This is a genomic window from Chakrabartyella piscis, assembly GCA_030067835.1.
GTDB classification, from domain to species: domain Bacteria; phylum Bacillota; class Clostridia; order Lachnospirales; family Anaerotignaceae; genus Chakrabartyella; species Chakrabartyella piscis.
This window is the reverse complement of the sequence record CP092441.1, coordinates 2805173-2823739: the sequence shown is the minus strand read 5'-3', so window position 1 is coordinate 2823739 and position 18567 is coordinate 2805173. Positions and strand designations below refer to the sequence as shown.

The following is an 18567-nucleotide window of genomic DNA, read 5'->3' as shown; positions in this document are numbered from 1 at the left end:
TAGGAAAAAAGAGTGCAGAAATAATGAGAAATCCTTATCCAAAAGAGTGCTGTATATAACAATGAAATGCAGTATCAGAAGATTTACAAAATGCATAGAAAAAAACTCTTGTCAAAATACCGCCCATATGTTATACTACGTTAGGAAGTGAACGGAAAAGGTGTGAGAGTTCAAATCCACCTTTCATTTTAGAATGATATCTATTTTAAGTAGATAGAAAACCGTTTTAAATCCATATAGATATGCCCAGATAGCTCAGTCGGTAGAGCAGTGGACTGAAAATCCACGTGTCGCTGGTTCGATTCCGGCTCTGGGCACTTAAAAATGACTTACTTTTGTTTACAAAGGTAGGTTGTTTTTTTATTTCCAGAAAATATATGCAATCTCAATAGAACCCCAAATTCTAATTTAAAATAGCCACAATTAAACTGAATGAGACCTAATATACATGAACACATCTCGATTATGTAGGGGATGCATTGTATGCATTCCGCTTTCAGTACGTATACAATGCGTACTCTACAAGATATAAAAGTCCTTTTATTTTTAATTGTGACAAAATAAAGTGACTGAATTTGCTTAATATAGGGGTCGATGCCCACATTGACCCATTAGACGCAGGCTACAATAAAAGACAAAAGTGTATTGTGTATACACAGATAGAGGCTCAAATGCCTGAATCCTGAGCAAATGCAGGGGTATTTTGTCGATTGCTTTCGTTTTCAAAAAAAGTCTTATGTTTTTTTTCAGAAACACTTGACAATTTTCGTAATTTGCAATAGAATCAATTTTATTAAAAGCAATGACAGAGAGAAAAGTATTCGGGTTTATCTCAGAGAGCTGGTGTTTGGTGCGAACCAGTGATAAATGAATATGTAATAATCACTCTTAGCTTCCCGGTGGAAATGATAGTATATTGGGACGTTTGCCTACGTTATAGGGCTAGAGTTAGAAGGATACTTCTTTAGACTTGAATGAGATGGAATAATTCCATGAAATAGGGTGGTACCACGATATAATCGTCCCTACGCACAATATACGTGTGTAGGGATTTTTTTATACCTATTTTTCATCATAGTCTATATCAAAATCGGGGAATTGTAGATTAGGAGGAAATTAAAATGGCTAAAAAGTATAGATTTCAAGTAACAAATGGTGTAGATTCCGCAGTGCGTGTCATCGCAACTTTGCGTAGAAAACAATATGCAATCAAAGAGTTCTCTATGGAAGAATTGGAAGACAAAAGCACTTTGCTTTATATCACTTTGGAAAATGACTTGGCTTTCTTGGACAAAGCAGTTTGCCACATGGAAAAATTAGTGGATGTATATGATGTCAAAGAGGTTCAAGTTTGCAGATAAGCACATTGCAAAAGGAGAATTTATATGCACGTTAATGGTTCACAACTCATATTGGAAATATTCAAAGATCAGGACGTAGACACCTTGTTTGTATATCCAGGAGGTGTCTTGGTACCTTTCTTTGATGAATTGTATCACCAAGAATCCCAGTTCCATATCTATAGACCAGCACATGAACAAAATGGTGTGCATGCTGCTGATGGATATGCAAGAAGCACTGGAAAGCTTGGTGTTTTTGTTGCCACATCTGGCCCTGGAGCAACCAATACCATCACAGGTATTGCAACAGCGTATATGGATTCTGTACCACTTTTGATCATTACAGGACAGGTGACCAATAGTTTGATTGGAAAAGATAGCTTCCAAGAAATCGATATCACTGGTTTGACCATGTCCATCACAAAACATAACTATCTTGTACGTGATGTGAAAGACTTGCAAAAAACAATGGAAGAAGCCATTCGTGTTGCAACAACAGGTAGACCAGGACCTGTTTTGGTGGATATTCCAAAGGATGTATTTTTAGATGTATGTGACTACTTAGGTCCTTTGCCAGTGGTAGAAAAGGAAGAAATCATAGATGAAGAAGCGTTGGAACAAGCAATAGAATGTATCAATGCTGCAAAAAAACCTGTAATTTATGCAGGTGGTGGCATTCGCATCAGCAAAACAGAAGAAGCACTTTTGGCACTTGCAGAAAAAGCAGATATTCCTGTGGTCAATTCCTTTATGGGTATTGGCACCATAGACAGAAATCATAAATTGTCTTTGGGGTTTGTGGGTATGCATGGGCTTCGTGAAACCAATATTGCAGTGTCCAAATGTGATTTGTTGTTTGCAATTGGTGCTCGTTTCAGTGATCGTGTGGTGGGTAATGCAGAACGTTTTGCACCAGGTGCAGCCATTATCCATATGGATATAGACGAAACCGAATTCGATAAGAATACAAGACCAACATTGCCTTTGTTGGGTGACTTTAAGACTCTGTTCCCTCGTTTGTTGGCAGGTGTCAAAAAAGCAGACCATAGCGAATGGTTGGCAGAAATCAGATCCTTTGCAGCAGAACGAAAAACAGAAGGCATGTTTACACCAGATCGTATCATCGAAACCATCAATGGAACTTATCCAGAAAATACCGTTTTGGTGACAGATGTTGGGCAACACCAAATGTGGTCAGGTCAGTTCTGGAAAGTACGCAAAGGTCAGGAATTCGTAACTTCTGGTGGATTGGGTACTATGGGCTTTGGTTTGGGTGCTGCAATTGGCGCACAAATTGGAAATCCAAATAAAAATGTAGTTTTGATTACAGGGGATGGCTGTTTCCGTATGAGCAATCAAGAAATGGTCACCATGGTAAGATATGAATTGCCCATTCGTGTGGTGATGTTCAATAATCGTGCTTTGGGTATGGTGCGTCAATGGCAAAAATTGTTCAATGGCGGTAGATATAGCCAAACCGATATTGGTGCAGACTTAAATTATGTGATGCTTGCACAGGCATATGGCATTACAGCTGCAAAAACCACTTCTTTGGAAGAATTGGACGCAGTTTTGGAAGAAACTAAGGATATCAAAGGTCCTGTGTTCATCGAATGCGAGTTTTCTTCTGATTATAATGTATTTCCAATTGTGCCACCAGGTAAAGGCATTGATGAGTTTGTGGAAGAATAAAAGGCTAACTCGAAATCAGGATTTCGAGTTGTAGATAGATGTAAAAAAGACGATTTCCTCGTGCAAGTGCTTTTGGGAAGCACCTAGAAATCGCTTTTTGTCCCATTCACCGCAAGAATGCGGGCAGCGTAAGCTGACTTTGCAACGCAAAGTGATGACCCTGACGAAATACGATTCTGGTCAGTATTTTGCTACGCAAAATGGCTTCGCCATCGGATTTCTTTCCGATACGATCTGCGGAGTTAAGTCTGCGACGCTAAAACCAAAAGAAAAATCGTAGTTTTTTGTAAAACTTTATGTGATACTCTAGGGTCATGGCTTCACTTGCTGTGCCCCTTTTTGTTATAGCCTACTTTGAAAGCTTATCTTTGTAAAATGTTTTTGAATAAAGTTGGGGTCCAGACTTTTCAAAGGATGGTGGTTGTTAAGGCAACGCCTTAAGGTCTTAGTTTTTTGATTGATTTTATTCCTGTTTTTTGTTATGATAGAAAAAAACAATGTGCATTCAACAAGGAGGAATTTTCATGTTTATTATTGATTTGACTTACACAGCACCATTGGAACAATTGGACGCAGTTATGGCAGACCACAGAGCGTTTTTGGAAAGAAATATCGAACTTGGTAAAATTATTTGCGCAGGTAGAAAAAATCCACGTGTAGGCGGTGCAATCATTGCCAATGTGGCATCAGAAGAAGAAGCACGTGCTTTGGCAGGTGAAGATCCATTCTTCCAAAATAACTTGGCAGAATACACATTCACAGATGTAATCGTAGTAAAATACGCAGATGACTTTGCACCATTTATGAAATAAAATTGTTAAGGCAACACTGCAAGATCTCAATCACAATTTTTGCGGTTTATTTTCCTGTCAGAGCCACCAAAAATCCTCGACGATATTTCCGATATCGCCTGCGTTTTTTGGCAATTCTATCAAAAAAATATTCCCACAAATCTTGTAATCAGAATTATGCAGTATTTCCTTGGAGGGGTTGTATCTGCAACCTCTTTTTCTATGAAGTATAAGATTCTTCATTTCATACAGAATGACAGGAAAACGATTGTTTTGTAGGGTTGATTCACGAATCAACCGCTATAAATTGCCACAAAAATAGGATATTGTAGGGGTGGATTCTATATCCACCCGTTATCAACAAAGACTAACTATATGAAGTCAATAGAAAAATGATAAAAAGTTAGATAAACTTACAAAAGTCAGTTGATTAGAAAAAAGGCATAGCAAACAGAGCAACCATTAGTTGCTCGAAAAAACAAATACAAAAAACTAGTGTTGAGGAATATAGGAACAATTATTCTTTAACAAAGAATGAATCAGTCTAACAAGCTTCTTGCCAGCGTGGCTAATAGCAACATAATAATGCTTACCCTGTGACTGTTTGTGGTTAAGATAGTTTTTAAAAGAAACATCACGCATAGCAACAAGGCGAACAGCTTGCAAAATAGCCCAACGCAAATAAGTGGACCCACGCTTTACCATAGGAGTATTAGAAGCATTAAATTTACCTGATTGATAGGTAGAAGGTTCCATACCAGCAAAAGCTAAAAGCTTAGCAGGATTGGAAAAACGATGGATATCACCAATTTCGGCTAAGATGATAGCACCCAAAGTAAAAGAGATACCAGGGATAGACATAATAGGTGAATCGATTTCTTGCATAACAAGTTTAATCTGAGCATCCAAAGCATCAATTTCAGACTGAACAGACTGAACTAATCGAATAGTTTGTTGCAATTCAAAACAAATAGATCTGCTTGAAGAACCAATAGAATTGGAAGCAACGCTTTTAAATGCAATTGCTTTTTCTTTTCCATATTTACCTCTTGAAGCCTTAGAAAGCAAGTTAGTAAGTTTAGTAAGGTGACAATTAGAGATGTCGGTTGGAGAAGGCAGCTCCAAAAGTACAGCATAAGAAGACGCTTGATGAATAGACCACACCAAAGAGGGTAGCTCTGGGAAGATAATATCAATTAATCTAGTAATAGATATTTTCAGTTTTGAGCGATATCCAACCATACGATAACGATGTCTTGTTAGTGACTTTAGCTCAGAAATTTGGTATGATACTGGTGAATAGGATTTTGAATCATCAGTAAAAAGCATAGCAGCAATCACTCTAGCATCTGTCTTGTCCGTTTTGGTCTTTCTGAGCGTGTGGGCTTTACGAAAAAGATTAGTAGATAAAGGATTCAAGGTAGTGACTTGAAAACCTTTAGCAAGTAGAAAGTTAGTGATATTAGTGCTGTAATGCCCTGTTGATTCAAGTCCTATTTTTACGTTAGAAATATCTTTAGAGTCTAAGGCTGAATAGATAGATTCAACTAAAGAATCAAAGCCTAGTTTTGAATTTTCAATGCGTAAAGAATCATTGTGAAGAACACCATCAGAATCAATAATACAACAATCATGTTTGCTTTTAGCAACATCAATACCTACAAATAACATAGAAAACAACTCCTTTAAATTTATTTGATACTACGTTCCACGAACTCTATGTTAAATGTATCCTTGCTCTATATAAAACGTCTATGCGTTATCTAACTAATCAACAATTAAACATAGAGCCATGGTTAGAGCCTTTACGAACCAGTCAGCTAAGCTGCTGTAGGAGAAATCACTAATCCATAGCATCTATTTAAATTATAGTAAATAAAAAATCAAATGAAAACTTAGAATTTACTATGTTTTCATTATACAAGGAGATTCTATGAACCCAACAGAACTACTTGCACAAATTGAACTTTTTGCCTTGGATATGGATGGTACCTTTTATTTGGGTGACCAGATTTTAGAAGGCTCTTTGGCATTCTTGGAGCAAGTGCAACAAGTAGGAAAGAAATTTGTGTTTTTCACAAACAATTCCTCAAAATCCCCAAAGGACTATATCGCAAAATTGGCAAAAATGGATTGCTTCATTGAACCTCATCAAATCATGACTTCAGGTGATGTTTCTGCTACATATTTGCAAAAATATTATGCTGGCAAAGGTGTCTATTTGATGGGGACACCTGCGTTGGCAGAAAACTACAAAGAACATGGTATCCAATTGGTAGAGGAAAATGCAGATGTTGTGATGATTGGTTTTGATACCACTTTGACCTATGAAAAATTGGAAAAAGCATGTACCAATATCAGAAATGGAGCAGATTTCTTGGCAACCCATTTGGATATCAATTGCCCAATTGAAGGTGGATTTATTCCAGATTGTGGCGCATTTTGTGCAGCAATTGCTTTGTCTACAGGCAAACAACCAAAGTTCCTAGGCAAACCCTTTCCAGAAACTATGGAGATGGTGGAAGCAAGAACTGGTGTAGCAAGAGAAAAAATTGCTTTTGTTGGCGATCGAATCTATACAGATGTGGCAACTGGTGTCAATAATGGAGCTGTTGGTATTTTGGTATTGTCAGGTGAAGCAACTATGCAAGATGTGGAAGCATCAGATGTGAAACCACATGCAATCTTTGCATCCATCGCTGAAATGGGTCAATATCTATAAAATATATATGATTGCGTATTTGGGTTTTGTAGGGGCGACTATTAGTCGCCCGTTTGTAATAAAATTAAAAAAACAGTTGACAAATGCATAAACCTTGTATATAATATAATAGTTGCTTGAGCAACACAACTACATATGCGCGAATGGCTCAGTGGTAGAGCATCGCCTTGCCAAGGCGAGGGTCGCGAGTTCGAATCTCGTTTCGCGCTTGAAAAAAGCAGACTTCAGTTTGAGGTCTGTTTTTTTATTGTGAAAACGGTGGGAGCAAGCCATCGCCCTACAGGGGGAATGTTTTGTTGTAGGGGCGAGCATTGCTCGCCCGCTGGTTTGCCCATAGCGATAATGGTTTCGTAGGGGCGACCAGTGGTCGCCTGTTTGCCAATAAAGATTCCCCATTACATTTGGAATGACAAAGATCCAATCGTGTTTTGTAGGGGATGGCGTCCTCGACATCCCGCAAATATCATCTTGACTTACCTCGATAATCAAGGTATAATCCATACATAGAATGTCTAGGTAAAGGAGGAATGGATATGGCAGTGGACAAAGGTTTGATGGGTGGTAGTACTGTATTTATGTTGTTATCGTTATTACAAGAAAAACCATGTTACGGATATGAAATCATCAAAGAAATTGAAAAACGTAGTGATAACGTGTTCCAAATGAAGGAAGGTACCTTATATCCTGTGCTCCATCGTATGGAAAACCAAGGATATGTGGAATCCTACAGAGAAAAAACAGATTCTGGCAAAGAACGCAAATACTACCGTATCACCACAAAGGGTCAAGGTCAGCTTGTGGAAGAAGAAAAACAATGGAAAGAATTCACCTTCTCAGTTGCAAAAGTGGTTGGAGGGATGTCCTATGGCACAGCTTGATTGGAAGGAATACTTGGACGAAGTCACTTCCTATGTGAAGTTCAAATACGATAGAAATGAGATTTTTTGTGAGCTGGCAGAACATATGGAAGATAGATATGAAGACTTTTTGGCAGATGGTATGGAAGAAGCAGAAGCCAAATGCGCTACAATTGCTTGTATGGGGAATGCAAAAGAAGTTGGCGAGGAGTTGGACAAAGAACATTCTCCTTTGTTGGGTTGGGTGTATGTGACTTTAAAGCGGTTTTGCATTTTGATGGTGATTATGACTTGTATACCTGTGTTGAATATTGGGTTTGGCTTTGCAAATAGCCTATTCAATCTCTTGGATAGACATTACTATGACGATAGTCCTTTGGTATATACCATAGAAATTGACGAAAACTATCAAATCTATAAAGATACCTTGATTTTAAAGGATTTTCGATATTACGAAGATGGCACTTTGGAATTGTCCTATGCAACTTGGTCAAATCCCTTTGCAAAACGAGTGTTTTGGAGTGCTTCGGCAAATGTTTCTTTGTACGATGGAAATGGAAATGCAATCAATACTGGTGGCGGTGGCTATAAAGGTGCTGGATATTACAGCATTGGTTCCCAAAGGGTGAGAGATGTGCCAGAAGATGTTGCATATGCTGTGGTGGCACTTGGTGAAACAGGGGTGAAATTCGATATGCAAGAAGGGCGGGTGTATGCAAATGAATAGAAAGAAGAAAAGTCTTGTGTATGCACTGGTTGTTTGCTTGTTGTGCTTTTTGTATGTGCGGTTGAATGGGTATTCTTTCACAATGGAAGAACTGCTGTATGCCAATGAAATCGGTTTGCGATATGGACCATCGGAAGAAATTTTGGCAGAATATGAAGATAGAAATGGAAATACTGTGATCATTGGACGTGTGGGAAATGATTTGTCCTATGCAACAGCAGAACGTCATTTGTTCTTTTTGTGGAAATATGCAGATAATGGCTTGCGTGGGTGCAGTTGGAACTATGATAAGGATATTTGGTTCCAAAGTTTGAATGAAAAGCTCATTTGGCTATCTTCCATAGAAGAAGTGACAGAGGTATATCTCTATTATCAATATGGATTTGAAGATGAAGATGGGGAATACCAAGATATCTTCCAAGAAACGGTTTTGCCTGTGGATGAAAGAGGGTTCTTTATGGGGGATTGGTCAATTCAACCGGAACATGAGAAATACTTTGCGGAAGAAGAAAATATTTGGGTATATGCTTCCTATATCGAGGGTAGAAACGTAGATGGCGAAGTTTTATACCAATGGGGTTATGACAAAGATGGCAATACCTTCTACCCAGAAGATTATGATGGTGGGTATTATGGAACCATAGAGGGCTGGGTGGATGCTGGAAATGGCTTTGTGAAATGGAAAAATTGAATTGTAGAGGAGGGTTTCCATGCCTTCTGGCAAGGATTCTTCACCGTAAACGGGTTGTCGAGGACGCCAACCCCTACAGGATGACAAAACATAGGTGGTACATTCTCTCGTTTGTCATTCTGAGGAGTGAAACGACGAAGAATCTTAGGTGTTGTTGTAAGGGAACATCTTTTGGTTTTGTAGGATCAAATTCCATATTTGCCTGTTTTGGAAATTGGATGATATTGGTTTTGTAGGGGTGTCCCCGTGTGGGCACCCGTTGGTTTTCTCCTGTAAATTTCAAAAACCCCTTGACAAAATCTCCAAAATAGAGTATCATATTTTAAGTAAATTAAATATGCGCGAATGGCTCAGTGGTAGAGCATCGCCTTGCCAAGGCGAGGGTCGCGAGTTCGAATCTCGTTTCGCGCTTTAGAAGAAGCAGACTTCAATTGGAGTTTGCTTTTTTTGTATCCATTTTATTTGTTTTTGTTTGTAAAATTTTTGTTTTTTTAACACCAATATATTTTTTTGTGATAGAATAAGGCTAATTGAATTGGCAAAAACTGAAAGAGGGGGATATATACATGGAAACAAGAGAAATGAAAACAATTGGCACAACACCATCATTGTTGGGTATGGGTTGTATGCGTTTTCCTTTGCAAGAAGATGGAACAATTGATGTGGCACAAACACAAGAAATGATGGATTATGCTTTGGCAAATGGCGTCACCTATATTGACACTGCATATTTCTATCACAATGGTGAAAGTGAAGGCGTTGTTGGCGAAATTTTGGCAAAATACGATAGAAGTTCTTATACATTGGCAACCAAATTGCCTGTATGGACTATGAAAGATGCCAGTGACACACGTAAAATTTTCGAGGATCAATTGCAAAAATTGCGTACAGATTATATCGACTACTATTTGTTGCATAATTTGAGTGCAAAATCCTGGCAAGCAGTGAAAGACTATGGTTTGATTTCCATTTTGGAAGAATTGCGTGCAGAAGGCAAAATCAAATACATTGGCTTCTCTTTCCATGATGAATATGAAGTTTTTGAAGATATCATCAAATATTACAAATGGGATTTCTGTCAAATCCAATTCAACTATATGGATACAGAAGAACAAGCAGGTCTTAAAGGCTATCAATTGGCAGATGAATTGGGGATTCCTCTTGTGGTGATGGAACCAGTTCGTGGTGGTGCTTTGGCAAAACTTTCAGATGATATGGAAGAAAAATTCAAAAGCATCAATCCAGAAGAAAGCATTGCATCTTATGCGCTTCGTTATGTGGCAAGCTATCCAAATGTCAAAGTCATTCTCAGTGGTATGAGCAATTTGGAACAAGTCAAAGACAATGTTGCAACCTTTTCACCATTACGTCCATTGAGCCAAGAAGAAATCATGGCAATCCAAGAAGTGCGTGTTGCATTGGAAGAAAGAATACAAAATGGATGTACAGGCTGTGAATATTGTATGCCATGTCCACATGGGGTAAACATTCCACAAAACTTCAAACTCTGGAACACATATCACATGTACCAAAACTATGAACCTATTCGTTTCCCTATGATGAATTTGCCAAAGCGTAGTCAAGCAGATAAATGTGTGGGCTGTGGTCTTTGTGAAGCAAAATGTCCACAACACATCAAAATTTCAGAAGATATGCCAAAGGTTTGGGCAGATCTTAGCAACCCAATATGGAAATAAGAGAGGAAACAACAATATGAAAGAAATGGAACAAGTAAGAAGTGCTTTGCAAGGGGATGTGACCTGTGCAATGTTGTCTGTTCGAGGTGAATTGCATACTTCCAGCAAAAAAGGAATTGCACCCATCATGGAAGTGTTGGCAACAGATCCTAAATTTTTACAAGGTGCTCTTGTGGCAGATCGTGTCATTGGCAAAGCGGCAGCAATGCTTTTGGTGAAGGCTGGCATCTGGGAATTGTATGCAGAAGTCATCAGCGAACATGCTCGTATGTTTTTGGAAGTCCACAACATTCCCATCACATATAGCAAAGTGGTACCCTATATCATCAATCGTAAAGGAGATGGTATGTGTCCTATGGAAGCAACGGTTTTGGATATGAAAAACGTAAATGAAGCATATGTTGCATTGCAAAATAAAGTTGCAGAATTACAAGCAAAGTAAAGGAACCTTAAATTGCTGTCATCTAAAATAAGGTTGCATCGTAGGGTAGGGTCTTGACCCTACCGCAATACTACTACAAACCATCAATGCGTTACGTATGGGTGGCGATTCATGAATCGACCGCAACACTATCATAAATCATCAATATACTCTGTAGGGGAGGGTTTCCATGCCCTCCTATGGTTTTTTGAAAACACATCAAAACTCTTCACCATTCACTCTTCACTACATCCCGAAGGAGGTCTTTTATGTTTGTTGGCAGTTGCGAAGTGCAATTTTACGCAGATTGGGTCACCAGCTTGAAAGAAAAACGCATGGTGGTACAAAGTCTTATTCAAAAAACAAGACATAAATTCAATGTGGCAGTGGCGGAAGTGGATTTGCAAGATAACCACAAAAACATTGTCATTGGTTTTGCTTGTGTTTCCAATGAAATGCACCATGCAGAGAAAATGATCCAAACCATTTTGGACTTTATGGAAGAAAATACAGAAGCAGAGTGTATACGATCAGAATTTGAAGTTTTATAGGATGTAAATATACCAAAATCAAAGGTTTTTTTCATAGAAACAGTAGATTTTAGAAAATCTATGTGATATAATGAATCGTTAATGTCCGTATATTGGCGGAATGGAAAAGACAACAAATCTAAATAGATATGAAAATACGAGTTGTCATAGAAATGGTATCTAAGGAGGAAAAGGAAACATGAATGCAGCAATCTTGAAACAAGAAAAAACAGAAGTACAAATTTCTTTTGAAGTAACAGCAGAACAATTGGAAGTAGGCTTGGCATTTGCTTTCAACAAACGCAAAGGTCAAATCAACATTCCTGGATTTAGAAAAGGCAAAGTGCCTAGAAAATTGGTAGAACAACAATATGGTGAAAGCTTCTTCTATGAAGATGCAATCAACCACATTTTCCCAGAAGTTTACACAGAAGCAATCAAAGAATTGGGTCTTGAAATTGTTTCTTCTCCAGCTTTGGATGTGGAATACATCGAAGGTGGCAAAGGTGCAAAATTCATCGTTGATGTAACTGTAAAACCTGAAGTAACTTTGGGTCAATACAAAGGTCTTTCTGTAGACAAAGAAGTTGTAGAAGTAACAGAAGAAGAAGTTATGGCTGAACTTTCTGCACAACAAGCAAAAAATGCTCGTAAAGTAGATGTAACAGACAGAGCTGCTGTTCTTGGCGATGTTGCTAAAATCAGCTATGCTGGTTCCGTTGATGGTGTACCTTTTGAAGGTGGACAATCTGATGAACACGATTTGGAATTGGGTAGCAATACATTCATCCCTGGTTTCGAAGAACAAGTGGTAGGTCACAGCGTTGGCGAAGCATTCGACGTAAATGTAACCTTCCCTACAGAATACCATGCAGAAGAATTGGCTGGCAAAGAAGCAGTATTTGCAATCGTTTTGAAAGCACTTACAGCAAAAGAAATGCCTGAACTCAACGATGCATTTGCAGAAGATGTTTCTGAATTCGAAACATTGGCTGAATACAAAGCAAGCATTTTGGAAAAAATGACTGCAAGTAAAACAGAGAAAGCAAAACAAATCGAAAGCGATAAATTGATGGATCAAGCTGTTGCAAACTGTACAATGGAAGTTCCAGAAGTTATGTACGAAAACAAAATCAACAACATGATGAAAGAATTCGAAGAAAACTTGATGCGTCAAGGTTTGAGCATGGATATCTACTGCCAATATATGGGCACAACAGTAGAATCTATGAGAGAAAACTTCAAAGAAACAAGCGTTAAGAGTGTAGAAGCTCGTTTGATGTTGGAAGCAATTGCGAAAGCAGAAGGCTTGACTGTTTCTGAAGAAGAACTCAAAGCAGAAATCTGCAAATATGGCGAAAGCTATGGTATCGATGCAGAAACAATGCTTGGTATGTTCAGAGATGAAGACAAAGAATCTTTGGAACAAGACATGGTAGTACGTGCAGCTGTAAAATTGATTGAAGATAGTGCAATCGTTACAGAAGCAAAATAATCCATAACATAAGATGATGTAGGGGCGGTTGCCTATATCAGCCAAAACCTAGGGTTTTGGTTGATGGGTCATCCGTCCTTATTGTGTATTATGGTAAATTTGCAAAAAATGACAAAATACGAACATAAAATAGAAATGGAGGGTTTCATATGAGTTTGGTACCTATGGTTGTGGAACAAAGTAACCGTGGAGAGCGTTCTTATGATATTTATTCCAGATTGTTGAAAGATAGAATCATCTTTTTGGGTGAAGAAGTCAATGATGTAACAGCAAGTCTTGTGGTTGCACAATTGTTGTTCTTGGCAGCAGAAGACCCAGATAAAGACATCAGTCTTTACATCAATAGCCCAGGTGGCTCTGTAACAGCAGGTATGGCAATTTATGACACCATGCAATACATCAACCCAGATGTGTCTACCATTTGTCTTGGTATGGCAGCAAGCATGGGTGCATTTTTGTTGGCTGGTGGTGCAAAAGGCAAACGTTTCGCTTTGCCAAATGCAGAAGTGATGATTCACCAACCTTCTGGCGGTGCAAGAGGTCAAGCAACGGATATCCAAATCCATGCAGAAAATATCTTGCGTACAAAATCCAAATTGAACCAAATCCTTGCAGATAACACAGGCAAACCTGTAGAAGACATTGCAAGAGATACAGAAAGAGATAACTTTATGAGTGCTGAGGAAGCAAAAGCATATGGCTTGATTGACGAAGTGATTGTAAAACCTCAGACAAAGGAGAGAAGCTAAGTATGGCAGATAGAACAGAAGACATGAAAGAAGTACGTTGTTCCTTCTGTGGCAAATCCCAAGAAGAAGTGCATAAAATCATTGCTGGTGTAGATGGCTATATTTGCGATGAGTGCATCGAACTTTGTATGGATATCATAGAGGCAGAGCAAGAAACTTGGGTGGAAGAAGATCATGATAGAGAACTTCCAAAACCACAAGAAATCAAATCTGCTTTGGATGCCTATGTAATTGGACAAAATAAAGCCAAAAAAGCATTGGCAGTTGCAGTGTACAATCACTACAAACGTATTTTCATGAATGTAGAATCAGAAGATGTGGAATTGCAAAAAAGCAATATCCTTTTGGTGGGTCCAACAGGAACAGGTAAAACCTTGCTTGCACAAACACTTGCAAAGGTCTTGGATGTACCATTTGCCATTGCAGACGCAACATCTTTGACAGAAGCAGGCTACGTTGGGGAAGATGTGGAAAACATCCTCTTGAAATTGTTGCAATCTGCTGATTTCGATGTGGAACGTGCAGAACGTGGCATTGTGTACATCGATGAAATTGATAAAATTACAAAAAAATCCGAAAACGTTTCCATCACAAGAGACGTCAGTGGTGAAGGTGTTCAACAAGCACTTCTCAAAATTTTGGAAGGAACTGTTGCAAGTGTACCTCCTCAAGGTGGTAGAAAACATCCTCATCAAGAATTTATCCAAATTGATACCACAAACATTTTGTTCATCTGTGGTGGTGCTTTCAGTGGCATTGAAAAAATCATTCAAAACCGTAAAGGTCAAAAAGTCATTGGTTTTGGCGCAAAAGCACAAAGCAAAGTGGATGAAAATATGGATGAATTGTTGCGTGCAGTGATGCCACAAGATTTGCAAAAATATGGCTTGATTCCAGAATTTATTGGACGTTTGCCAGTTGTGGTTACTTTGGATAGCTTGGATGAAGAAGCATTCCTTCATATTTTGACAGAGCCCAAAAATGCTTTGACCAAACAATATGAATTCTTGTTCTCTTTGGACGATGTGTCCTTGGAATTCCAAGAGGAAGCACTCAGCGCCATTGCAAAAAAAGCCATGGAACGTGCTACAGGTGCTCGTGGATTGCGTGCCATTATGGAAGAATTCATCAATCCTGTGATGTATGAGATTCCTGCTGCAACAGATGTGGAAAGATGTATCATCACCAAGGAAGTTGTGGAAGATGGTCAAGAACCATTGTATGCGTACAATGCAAATAGACCAAGCTTGCAACCAAAACAAAGACGTAAATCAGATGCTCCCAAACAAAAATCTTCATCATTCTGATGGAAGTATCATAAAATATGAAGTAAACCAAAGACCATAGGTAGAGAGAAATCTCAAATTATGGTCTTTTTTTTTGAAAAATTCATAGGAAATTACAGAGGATTTGTGAAATACTACATAGAAAAGATGAGAAATATCCATTTCTGACGGAATATTGTTTTTAAATTATGGAACGCCTAGACAATATCACGAAATAATAGAAATAGAGGAAAAAGCACCTGAAAGTGTTGACGAAAGGGCATATGGACTCTATAATAGATGTATTCCTAATAAAGACAAAATTAGACAAGTGTCCACCATATAAAAACGATAAGGAGCAGAAAACTTATGTTAACCATTGAAATGATTCAAGATGCAAAAAAAGTTTTAGAAGGTGTTGCGAGACAAACACCATTGCTTTCCACAACGCTCATCAATCCAGGTTCTGATGTATATATCAAATGTGAAAATATGCAAATTACAGGATCTTTCAAATTGCGTGGTGCTTACTACAAAGCAGCCAATTTGACAGAAGAAGAAGCACAACATGGTATCGTGGCTTGTTCTGCTGGAAACCATGCACAAGGTGTTGCATATGCAGCACAAAAAATGGGTATTGAATCTGTCATTTGTATGCCAGCTGGTGCTCCTTTGGCGAAAGTAGAAGCAACCAAAAACTATGGTGCAGAAGTGGTTTTGGTGCCAGGTGTGTATGATGATGCAGCAGCAAAAGCAACAGAACTCCAAAAGAAAAAAGGATACACCTTCTTGCATCCTTTCAACGATCCATATGTAATGGCAGGCCAAGGTACTGTTGGTTTGGAAATTGTAGAACAATTGGAAGATGTAGAAGTGGTTTTGGTGCCAATTGGTGGTGGTGGTTTGATCAGTGGTATTGCATGTGCCATCAAAACATTGAAACCAGAATGTAAAGTATATGGCGTACAAGCTTTGGGTGCTGCGTCTATGCGCAATTCCATTCGTGATGGTAAAGTAGAAACCTTGTCTGAAGTGAATACTGTGGCAGACGGCATTGCAGTCAAACAACCAGGGGATAAAACCTTTACAGCAGTACAAAAATACGTAGATGGCATTGTAACCGTAACAGAAGAAGAAATTGCAGCAGCAATCTTGCATTTGTTGGAGAAACAAAAAACAGTGGCAGAAGGTGCAGGTGCTGTTTCTGTTGCAGCAGCAATGTTCAATAAAGTGGATATCATTGGTAAGAAAACCGTTTGCGTCATTTCTGGTGGTAATGTGGATATCAATATCTTGGATCGTATCATCGACAAAGGTTTGCAAGTTGGTGGACGTTTGACAGATTTCTCCATCACTATCCCAGATAAACCAGGTCAATTGACACGTATGTTGCAAGTCATTGCAGATGCAGATGCCAATGTGTTTAGCATCAACCACGATCGTGTGGGCAAAGGTGTTGCTGTTGGTAAATGTAAAGTGGATGTTACTGTGGAAACCAGAAACAAAGAACACTACTTTGAAGTGATTATGGACTTGAAAGAAAATGGTTACGATATTAGCTTGTAAAATAAATAGTTAGATGAAAAGAAAACCACCTTGTGTCGGCAGTTAGACTGCTTCATAAGGTGGTTTTTTGCATGCTTTAGAATAAATCAGAATGACTACCAGCACGATATAATACAAGTGTCAAAATATCATTTTTCACACCATATATCAAAAGCCAATCAGGCTGTATATGACATTCTCGGTAACCAGAATAATTTCCAGATAGTGGATGGTCATGATATTTTGGCTCCAAAGTTTCTTGGTTTGCCAGTTGTTCAATGACAACAAATAACTCTTCTATTGGTTTATTTTGTTTTTTTGCCAGCTTCAAATCTTTCTTGAATTGCGAGGTGAACTTAACTTCCAAATTCATATTTCAAGCGCCTTTCTCAAAGAATCCATATCGTGATATCCTTTTATTGTTGGATCATAAGCAATTTTATCGCCTTCTATAAAAGCAGATAGGGTTGTTTGATTGGGGATATTGCGAGAAATTTCAAAAGGGATTTTGTTTTCACGTACAGCTTGTTTCAAAAAAATATTGATTGCAGTTGTCATATTCATACCAAGGTCAGCAAACAGTTCTTCTGCTTGTTTTTTGATGGTATCATCCATACGAATATTCATATTTGCCATATAAAACACCTCCTTATACAAGTATAGTATCAGTATATGTACCTATTGTCAATGCAATACATACATATTGCAATGCAAATGAAAAACCACCTTATATCAGCAAAATTGCTTTTTAAAGGTGGCTTTTATTTATGATATAAAATAATCGGGTCAAGCGTCGCATGCTTGCAGGGTTCGGGACAGCGTCCTGAGGTCTTATCTTTTGACCTTAATCTTGATTTTAAAATTGACCTTTGAATACATCCACTTTATTAAGTGCTTCCCAAGGCAAATCCAAATCTGTACGACCAAAGTGACCGTAAGCAGCAGTTTGTTGATAAATTGGTCTACGCAAGTCAAAGTTTTTGATGATTGCAGCTGGACGCAAATCAAAGTTTGCTTGTACCAATGCTGTAATTGCTTCATCGGAGATTTTGCCTGTGCCATATGTGTTGATCAAAATGGAAACTGGTTTTGCAACACCAATTGCATATGCCAGTTGTACTTCACATTTGTCAGCAATACCACTTGCAACAATGTTTTTTGCAACGTGACGAGCTGCGTAACAAGCAGATCTATCTACTTTTGTAGGATCTTTGCCACTGAAAGCACCACCACCGTGAGCAGCGTAACCACCATATGTGTCAACGATGATTTTTCTACCAGTCAAACCACTGTCACCCATAGGTCCACCAATTACAAAACGACCTGTTGGGTTGATGTAGTATTTTGTGTTTTCATCCAACAAATCAGCAGGGATAACAGCTTCTACCACGTGTTTGATGATATCTGCACGAATTTGTTCGTTGGTTGCTTCTGGATCGTGTTGTGTAGACAATACCACTGTATCCACACGTACTGGTTTGTCGTCAACATATTCTACAGTTACTTGGGATTTACCATCTGGACGAAGGTATTCCAAAGTACCATTTTTACGTACTTCTGTCAATTTCAATGTCAATTTGTGTGCCAAAGAGATTGGCAATGGCATTAATTCTTCTGTTTCGTTACAAGCAAAACCGAACATCATACCTTGGTCGCCAGCACCTGTATCGAATTGGCTGTCATCTTCGCCAGTCTTGTTTTCCAACGCTTTGTCAACGCCCATTGCAATGTCAGGAGATTGACCGTGGATGGAGGTGATTACAGAACAAGTTTCGCTATCGAAACCGTATTTTGCTCTATCGTAACCAATTTTTTTCACAGTTTCACGTACGATTTTTTCCACGTCTACGTAAGCGGATGTTGTAATTTCACCCATTACAAATACGATGCCAGTTGTGGTTGCAGTTTCGCAAGCAACCCTTGCATTTGGATCCACAGACAACAATGCGTCCAATACACCATCAGAGATTTGATCACAAATCTTGTCAGGATGCCCTTCAGTTACAGATTCAGATGTAAATAATCTTCTACTCATTTGTTTCCTC

18 protein-coding genes, 3 tRNA genes and 1 other annotated feature are annotated in these 18567 nt (G+C 38.5%); of the genes, 17 read left to right on the top strand and 4 right to left on the bottom strand.

Translation table 11 applies throughout. The features are described from left to right. Positions 1-244: 244 nt before the first annotated feature. The 4 genes from MJY40_RS12795 (at position 245) to MJY40_RS12780 (ending at position 3844) form a co-directional block, all read left to right on the top strand. A tRNA-Phe gene (locus MJY40_RS12795) sits at positions 245-317 on the top strand. Between the two features lie 476 nt (positions 318-793). Continuing rightward, positions 794-1030, top strand: a binding site (T-box leader). A 91-nt stretch (positions 1031-1121) separates the two neighbouring features. Then, positions 1122-1361, top strand: coding sequence for a hypothetical protein (locus MJY40_RS12790; RefSeq protein WP_317854592.1), 240 nt, complete (start codon positions 1122-1124; stop codon positions 1359-1361). A gap of 24 nt (positions 1362-1385) precedes the next feature. Then, positions 1386-3032 (top strand): biosynthetic-type acetolactate synthase large subunit, encoded by a 1647-nt coding sequence (gene ilvB, locus MJY40_RS12785; RefSeq protein ID WP_317854591.1) that lies wholly within the window; start codon positions 1386-1388, stop codon positions 3030-3032. Between the two features lie 524 nt (positions 3033-3556). Then, positions 3557-3844, top strand: coding sequence for a YciI family protein (locus MJY40_RS12780; RefSeq protein ID WP_317854590.1), 288 nt, complete (start codon positions 3557-3559; stop codon positions 3842-3844). 471 nt (positions 3845-4315) lie between these two features. Here the strand turns inward: MJY40_RS12780 and MJY40_RS12775 are convergent, their stop codons facing one another. Beyond that, positions 4316-5494: an IS110 family RNA-guided transposase gene (locus MJY40_RS12775; protein WP_317854589.1), complete on the bottom strand. Its 1179-nt coding sequence runs from the start codon at positions 5492-5494 to the stop codon at positions 4316-4318. 262 nt (positions 5495-5756) lie between these two features. Between MJY40_RS12775 and MJY40_RS12770 the strand changes: the two genes are divergently transcribed. From MJY40_RS12770 to ilvA, 13 genes are all read left to right on the top strand, one after another. After that, complete coding sequence (locus tag MJY40_RS12770) at positions 5757-6545, top strand: HAD-IIA family hydrolase (protein ID WP_317854588.1); 789 nt, start codon at positions 5757-5759, stop codon at positions 6543-6545. A gap of 137 nt (positions 6546-6682) precedes the next feature. Beyond that, a tRNA-Gly gene (locus tag MJY40_RS12765) sits at positions 6683-6754 on the top strand. A 324-nt stretch (positions 6755-7078) separates the two neighbouring features. Continuing rightward, the gene (locus MJY40_RS12760) at positions 7079-7423 is read left to right on the top strand and encodes a PadR family transcriptional regulator (protein ID WP_317854587.1); all 345 of its coding nucleotides are present in this window, start codon (positions 7079-7081) and stop codon (positions 7421-7423) included. Further along, the gene (locus MJY40_RS12755; protein WP_317854586.1) at positions 7410-8129 is read left to right on the top strand and encodes a permease prefix domain 1-containing protein; all 720 of its coding nucleotides are present in this window, start codon (positions 7410-7412) and stop codon (positions 8127-8129) included. The genes MJY40_RS12760 and MJY40_RS12755 overlap by 14 nt, the downstream gene beginning before the upstream one ends. Continuing rightward, on the top strand, positions 8116-8820 hold the full coding sequence (locus MJY40_RS12750; RefSeq protein ID WP_317854585.1) for a hypothetical protein: 705 nt from the start codon (positions 8116-8118) through the stop codon (positions 8818-8820). Before MJY40_RS12755 ends, MJY40_RS12750 begins: the two co-directional genes overlap by 14 nt. A gap of 339 nt (positions 8821-9159) precedes the next feature. Next, positions 9160-9231: transfer RNA gene (locus tag MJY40_RS12745), tRNA-Gly, on the top strand. A gap of 155 nt (positions 9232-9386) precedes the next feature. Then, positions 9387-10517 carry an aldo/keto reductase gene (locus MJY40_RS12740; RefSeq protein ID WP_317854584.1) on the top strand — a complete coding sequence of 377 codons (1131 nt, stop codon included), beginning with the start codon at positions 9387-9389 and terminating at the stop codon, positions 10515-10517. Positions 10518-10533: 16 nt separating this feature from the next. Further along, positions 10534-10959 carry a DUF1893 domain-containing protein gene (locus MJY40_RS12735; protein ID WP_317854583.1) on the top strand — a complete coding sequence of 142 codons (426 nt, stop codon included), beginning with the start codon at positions 10534-10536 and terminating at the stop codon, positions 10957-10959. A gap of 248 nt (positions 10960-11207) precedes the next feature. Then, complete coding sequence (locus MJY40_RS12730; protein ID WP_317854582.1) at positions 11208-11489, top strand: DUF503 domain-containing protein; 282 nt, start codon at positions 11208-11210, stop codon at positions 11487-11489. A 178-nt stretch (positions 11490-11667) separates the two neighbouring features. After that, entirely contained in the window at positions 11668-12963 is a 1296-nt protein-coding gene (gene tig / locus MJY40_RS12725) for a trigger factor (RefSeq protein ID WP_317854581.1), read from the top strand. A 149-nt stretch (positions 12964-13112) separates the two neighbouring features. Next, a complete protein-coding gene (gene clpP / locus MJY40_RS12720) occupies positions 13113-13712 on the top strand; it encodes an ATP-dependent Clp endopeptidase proteolytic subunit ClpP (protein ID WP_317854580.1) in 600 nt (199 codons plus the stop codon). Between the two features lie 2 nt (positions 13713-13714). After that, positions 13715-15019 (top strand): ATP-dependent Clp protease ATP-binding subunit ClpX, encoded by a 1305-nt coding sequence (gene clpX / locus MJY40_RS12715; RefSeq protein WP_317854579.1) that lies wholly within the window; start codon positions 13715-13717, stop codon positions 15017-15019. 327 nt (positions 15020-15346) lie between these two features. Beyond that, a complete protein-coding gene (gene ilvA / locus MJY40_RS12710) occupies positions 15347-16543 on the top strand; it encodes a threonine ammonia-lyase (protein WP_317854578.1) in 1197 nt (398 codons plus the stop codon). Between the two features lie 76 nt (positions 16544-16619). Here ilvA and MJY40_RS12705 read toward each other — a convergent pair whose 3' ends face one another. From MJY40_RS12705 to metK, 3 genes are all read right to left on the bottom strand, one after another. Further along, on the bottom strand, positions 16620-16895 hold the full coding sequence (locus tag MJY40_RS12705; protein ID WP_317854577.1) for a type II toxin-antitoxin system YafQ family toxin: 276 nt from the start codon (positions 16893-16895) through the stop codon (positions 16620-16622). Beyond that, complete coding sequence (locus MJY40_RS12700; RefSeq protein WP_317854576.1) at positions 16892-17158, bottom strand: type II toxin-antitoxin system RelB/DinJ family antitoxin; 267 nt, start codon at positions 17156-17158, stop codon at positions 16892-16894. Before MJY40_RS12700 ends, MJY40_RS12705 begins: the two co-directional genes overlap by 4 nt. A gap of 220 nt (positions 17159-17378) precedes the next feature. Next, a complete protein-coding gene (gene metK / locus MJY40_RS12695; RefSeq protein ID WP_317854575.1) occupies positions 17379-18557 on the bottom strand; it encodes a methionine adenosyltransferase in 1179 nt (392 codons plus the stop codon). Between the last annotated feature and the right edge of the window lie 10 nt (positions 18558-18567).

Bases quoted from the DNA above. Each gene is read 5' to 3' on its own strand.
- metK (WP_317854575.1), bottom strand. From the start codon at position 18,557: ATGAGTAGAAGATTATTTACATCTGAATCTGTAACTGAAGGGCATCCT.
- MJY40_RS12775 (WP_317854589.1), bottom strand. From the start codon at position 5,494: ATGTTATTTGTAGGTATTGATGTTGCTAAAAGCAAACATGATTGTTGT.
- MJY40_RS12735 (WP_317854583.1), top strand. From the start codon at position 10,534: ATGAAAGAAATGGAACAAGTAAGAAGTGCTTTGCAAGGGGATGTGACC.
- ilvB (WP_317854591.1), top strand. From the start codon at position 1,386: ATGCACGTTAATGGTTCACAACTCATATTGGAAATATTCAAAGATCAG.
- MJY40_RS12750 (WP_317854585.1), top strand. From the start codon at position 8,116: ATGCAAATGAATAGAAAGAAGAAAAGTCTTGTGTATGCACTGGTTGTT.
- MJY40_RS12770 (WP_317854588.1), top strand. From the start codon at position 5,757: ATGAACCCAACAGAACTACTTGCACAAATTGAACTTTTTGCCTTGGAT.
- MJY40_RS12755 (WP_317854586.1), top strand. From the start codon at position 7,410: ATGGCACAGCTTGATTGGAAGGAATACTTGGACGAAGTCACTTCCTAT.
- MJY40_RS12740 (WP_317854584.1), top strand. From the start codon at position 9,387: ATGGAAACAAGAGAAATGAAAACAATTGGCACAACACCATCATTGTTG.
- clpP (WP_317854580.1), top strand. From the start codon at position 13,113: ATGAGTTTGGTACCTATGGTTGTGGAACAAAGTAACCGTGGAGAGCGT.
- MJY40_RS12780 (WP_317854590.1), top strand. From the start codon at position 3,557: ATGTTTATTATTGATTTGACTTACACAGCACCATTGGAACAATTGGAC.
- MJY40_RS12705 (WP_317854577.1), bottom strand. From the start codon at position 16,895: ATGAATTTGGAAGTTAAGTTCACCTCGCAATTCAAGAAAGATTTGAAG.
- MJY40_RS12760 (WP_317854587.1), top strand. From the start codon at position 7,079: ATGGCAGTGGACAAAGGTTTGATGGGTGGTAGTACTGTATTTATGTTG.
- clpX (WP_317854579.1), top strand. From the start codon at position 13,715: ATGGCAGATAGAACAGAAGACATGAAAGAAGTACGTTGTTCCTTCTGT.
- MJY40_RS12730 (WP_317854582.1), top strand. From the start codon at position 11,208: ATGTTTGTTGGCAGTTGCGAAGTGCAATTTTACGCAGATTGGGTCACC.
- ilvA (WP_317854578.1), top strand. From the start codon at position 15,347: ATGTTAACCATTGAAATGATTCAAGATGCAAAAAAAGTTTTAGAAGGT.
- MJY40_RS12700 (WP_317854576.1), bottom strand. From the start codon at position 17,158: ATGGCAAATATGAATATTCGTATGGATGATACCATCAAAAAACAAGCA.
- MJY40_RS12790 (WP_317854592.1), top strand. From the start codon at position 1,122: ATGGCTAAAAAGTATAGATTTCAAGTAACAAATGGTGTAGATTCCGCA.
- tig (WP_317854581.1), top strand. From the start codon at position 11,668: ATGAATGCAGCAATCTTGAAACAAGAAAAAACAGAAGTACAAATTTCT.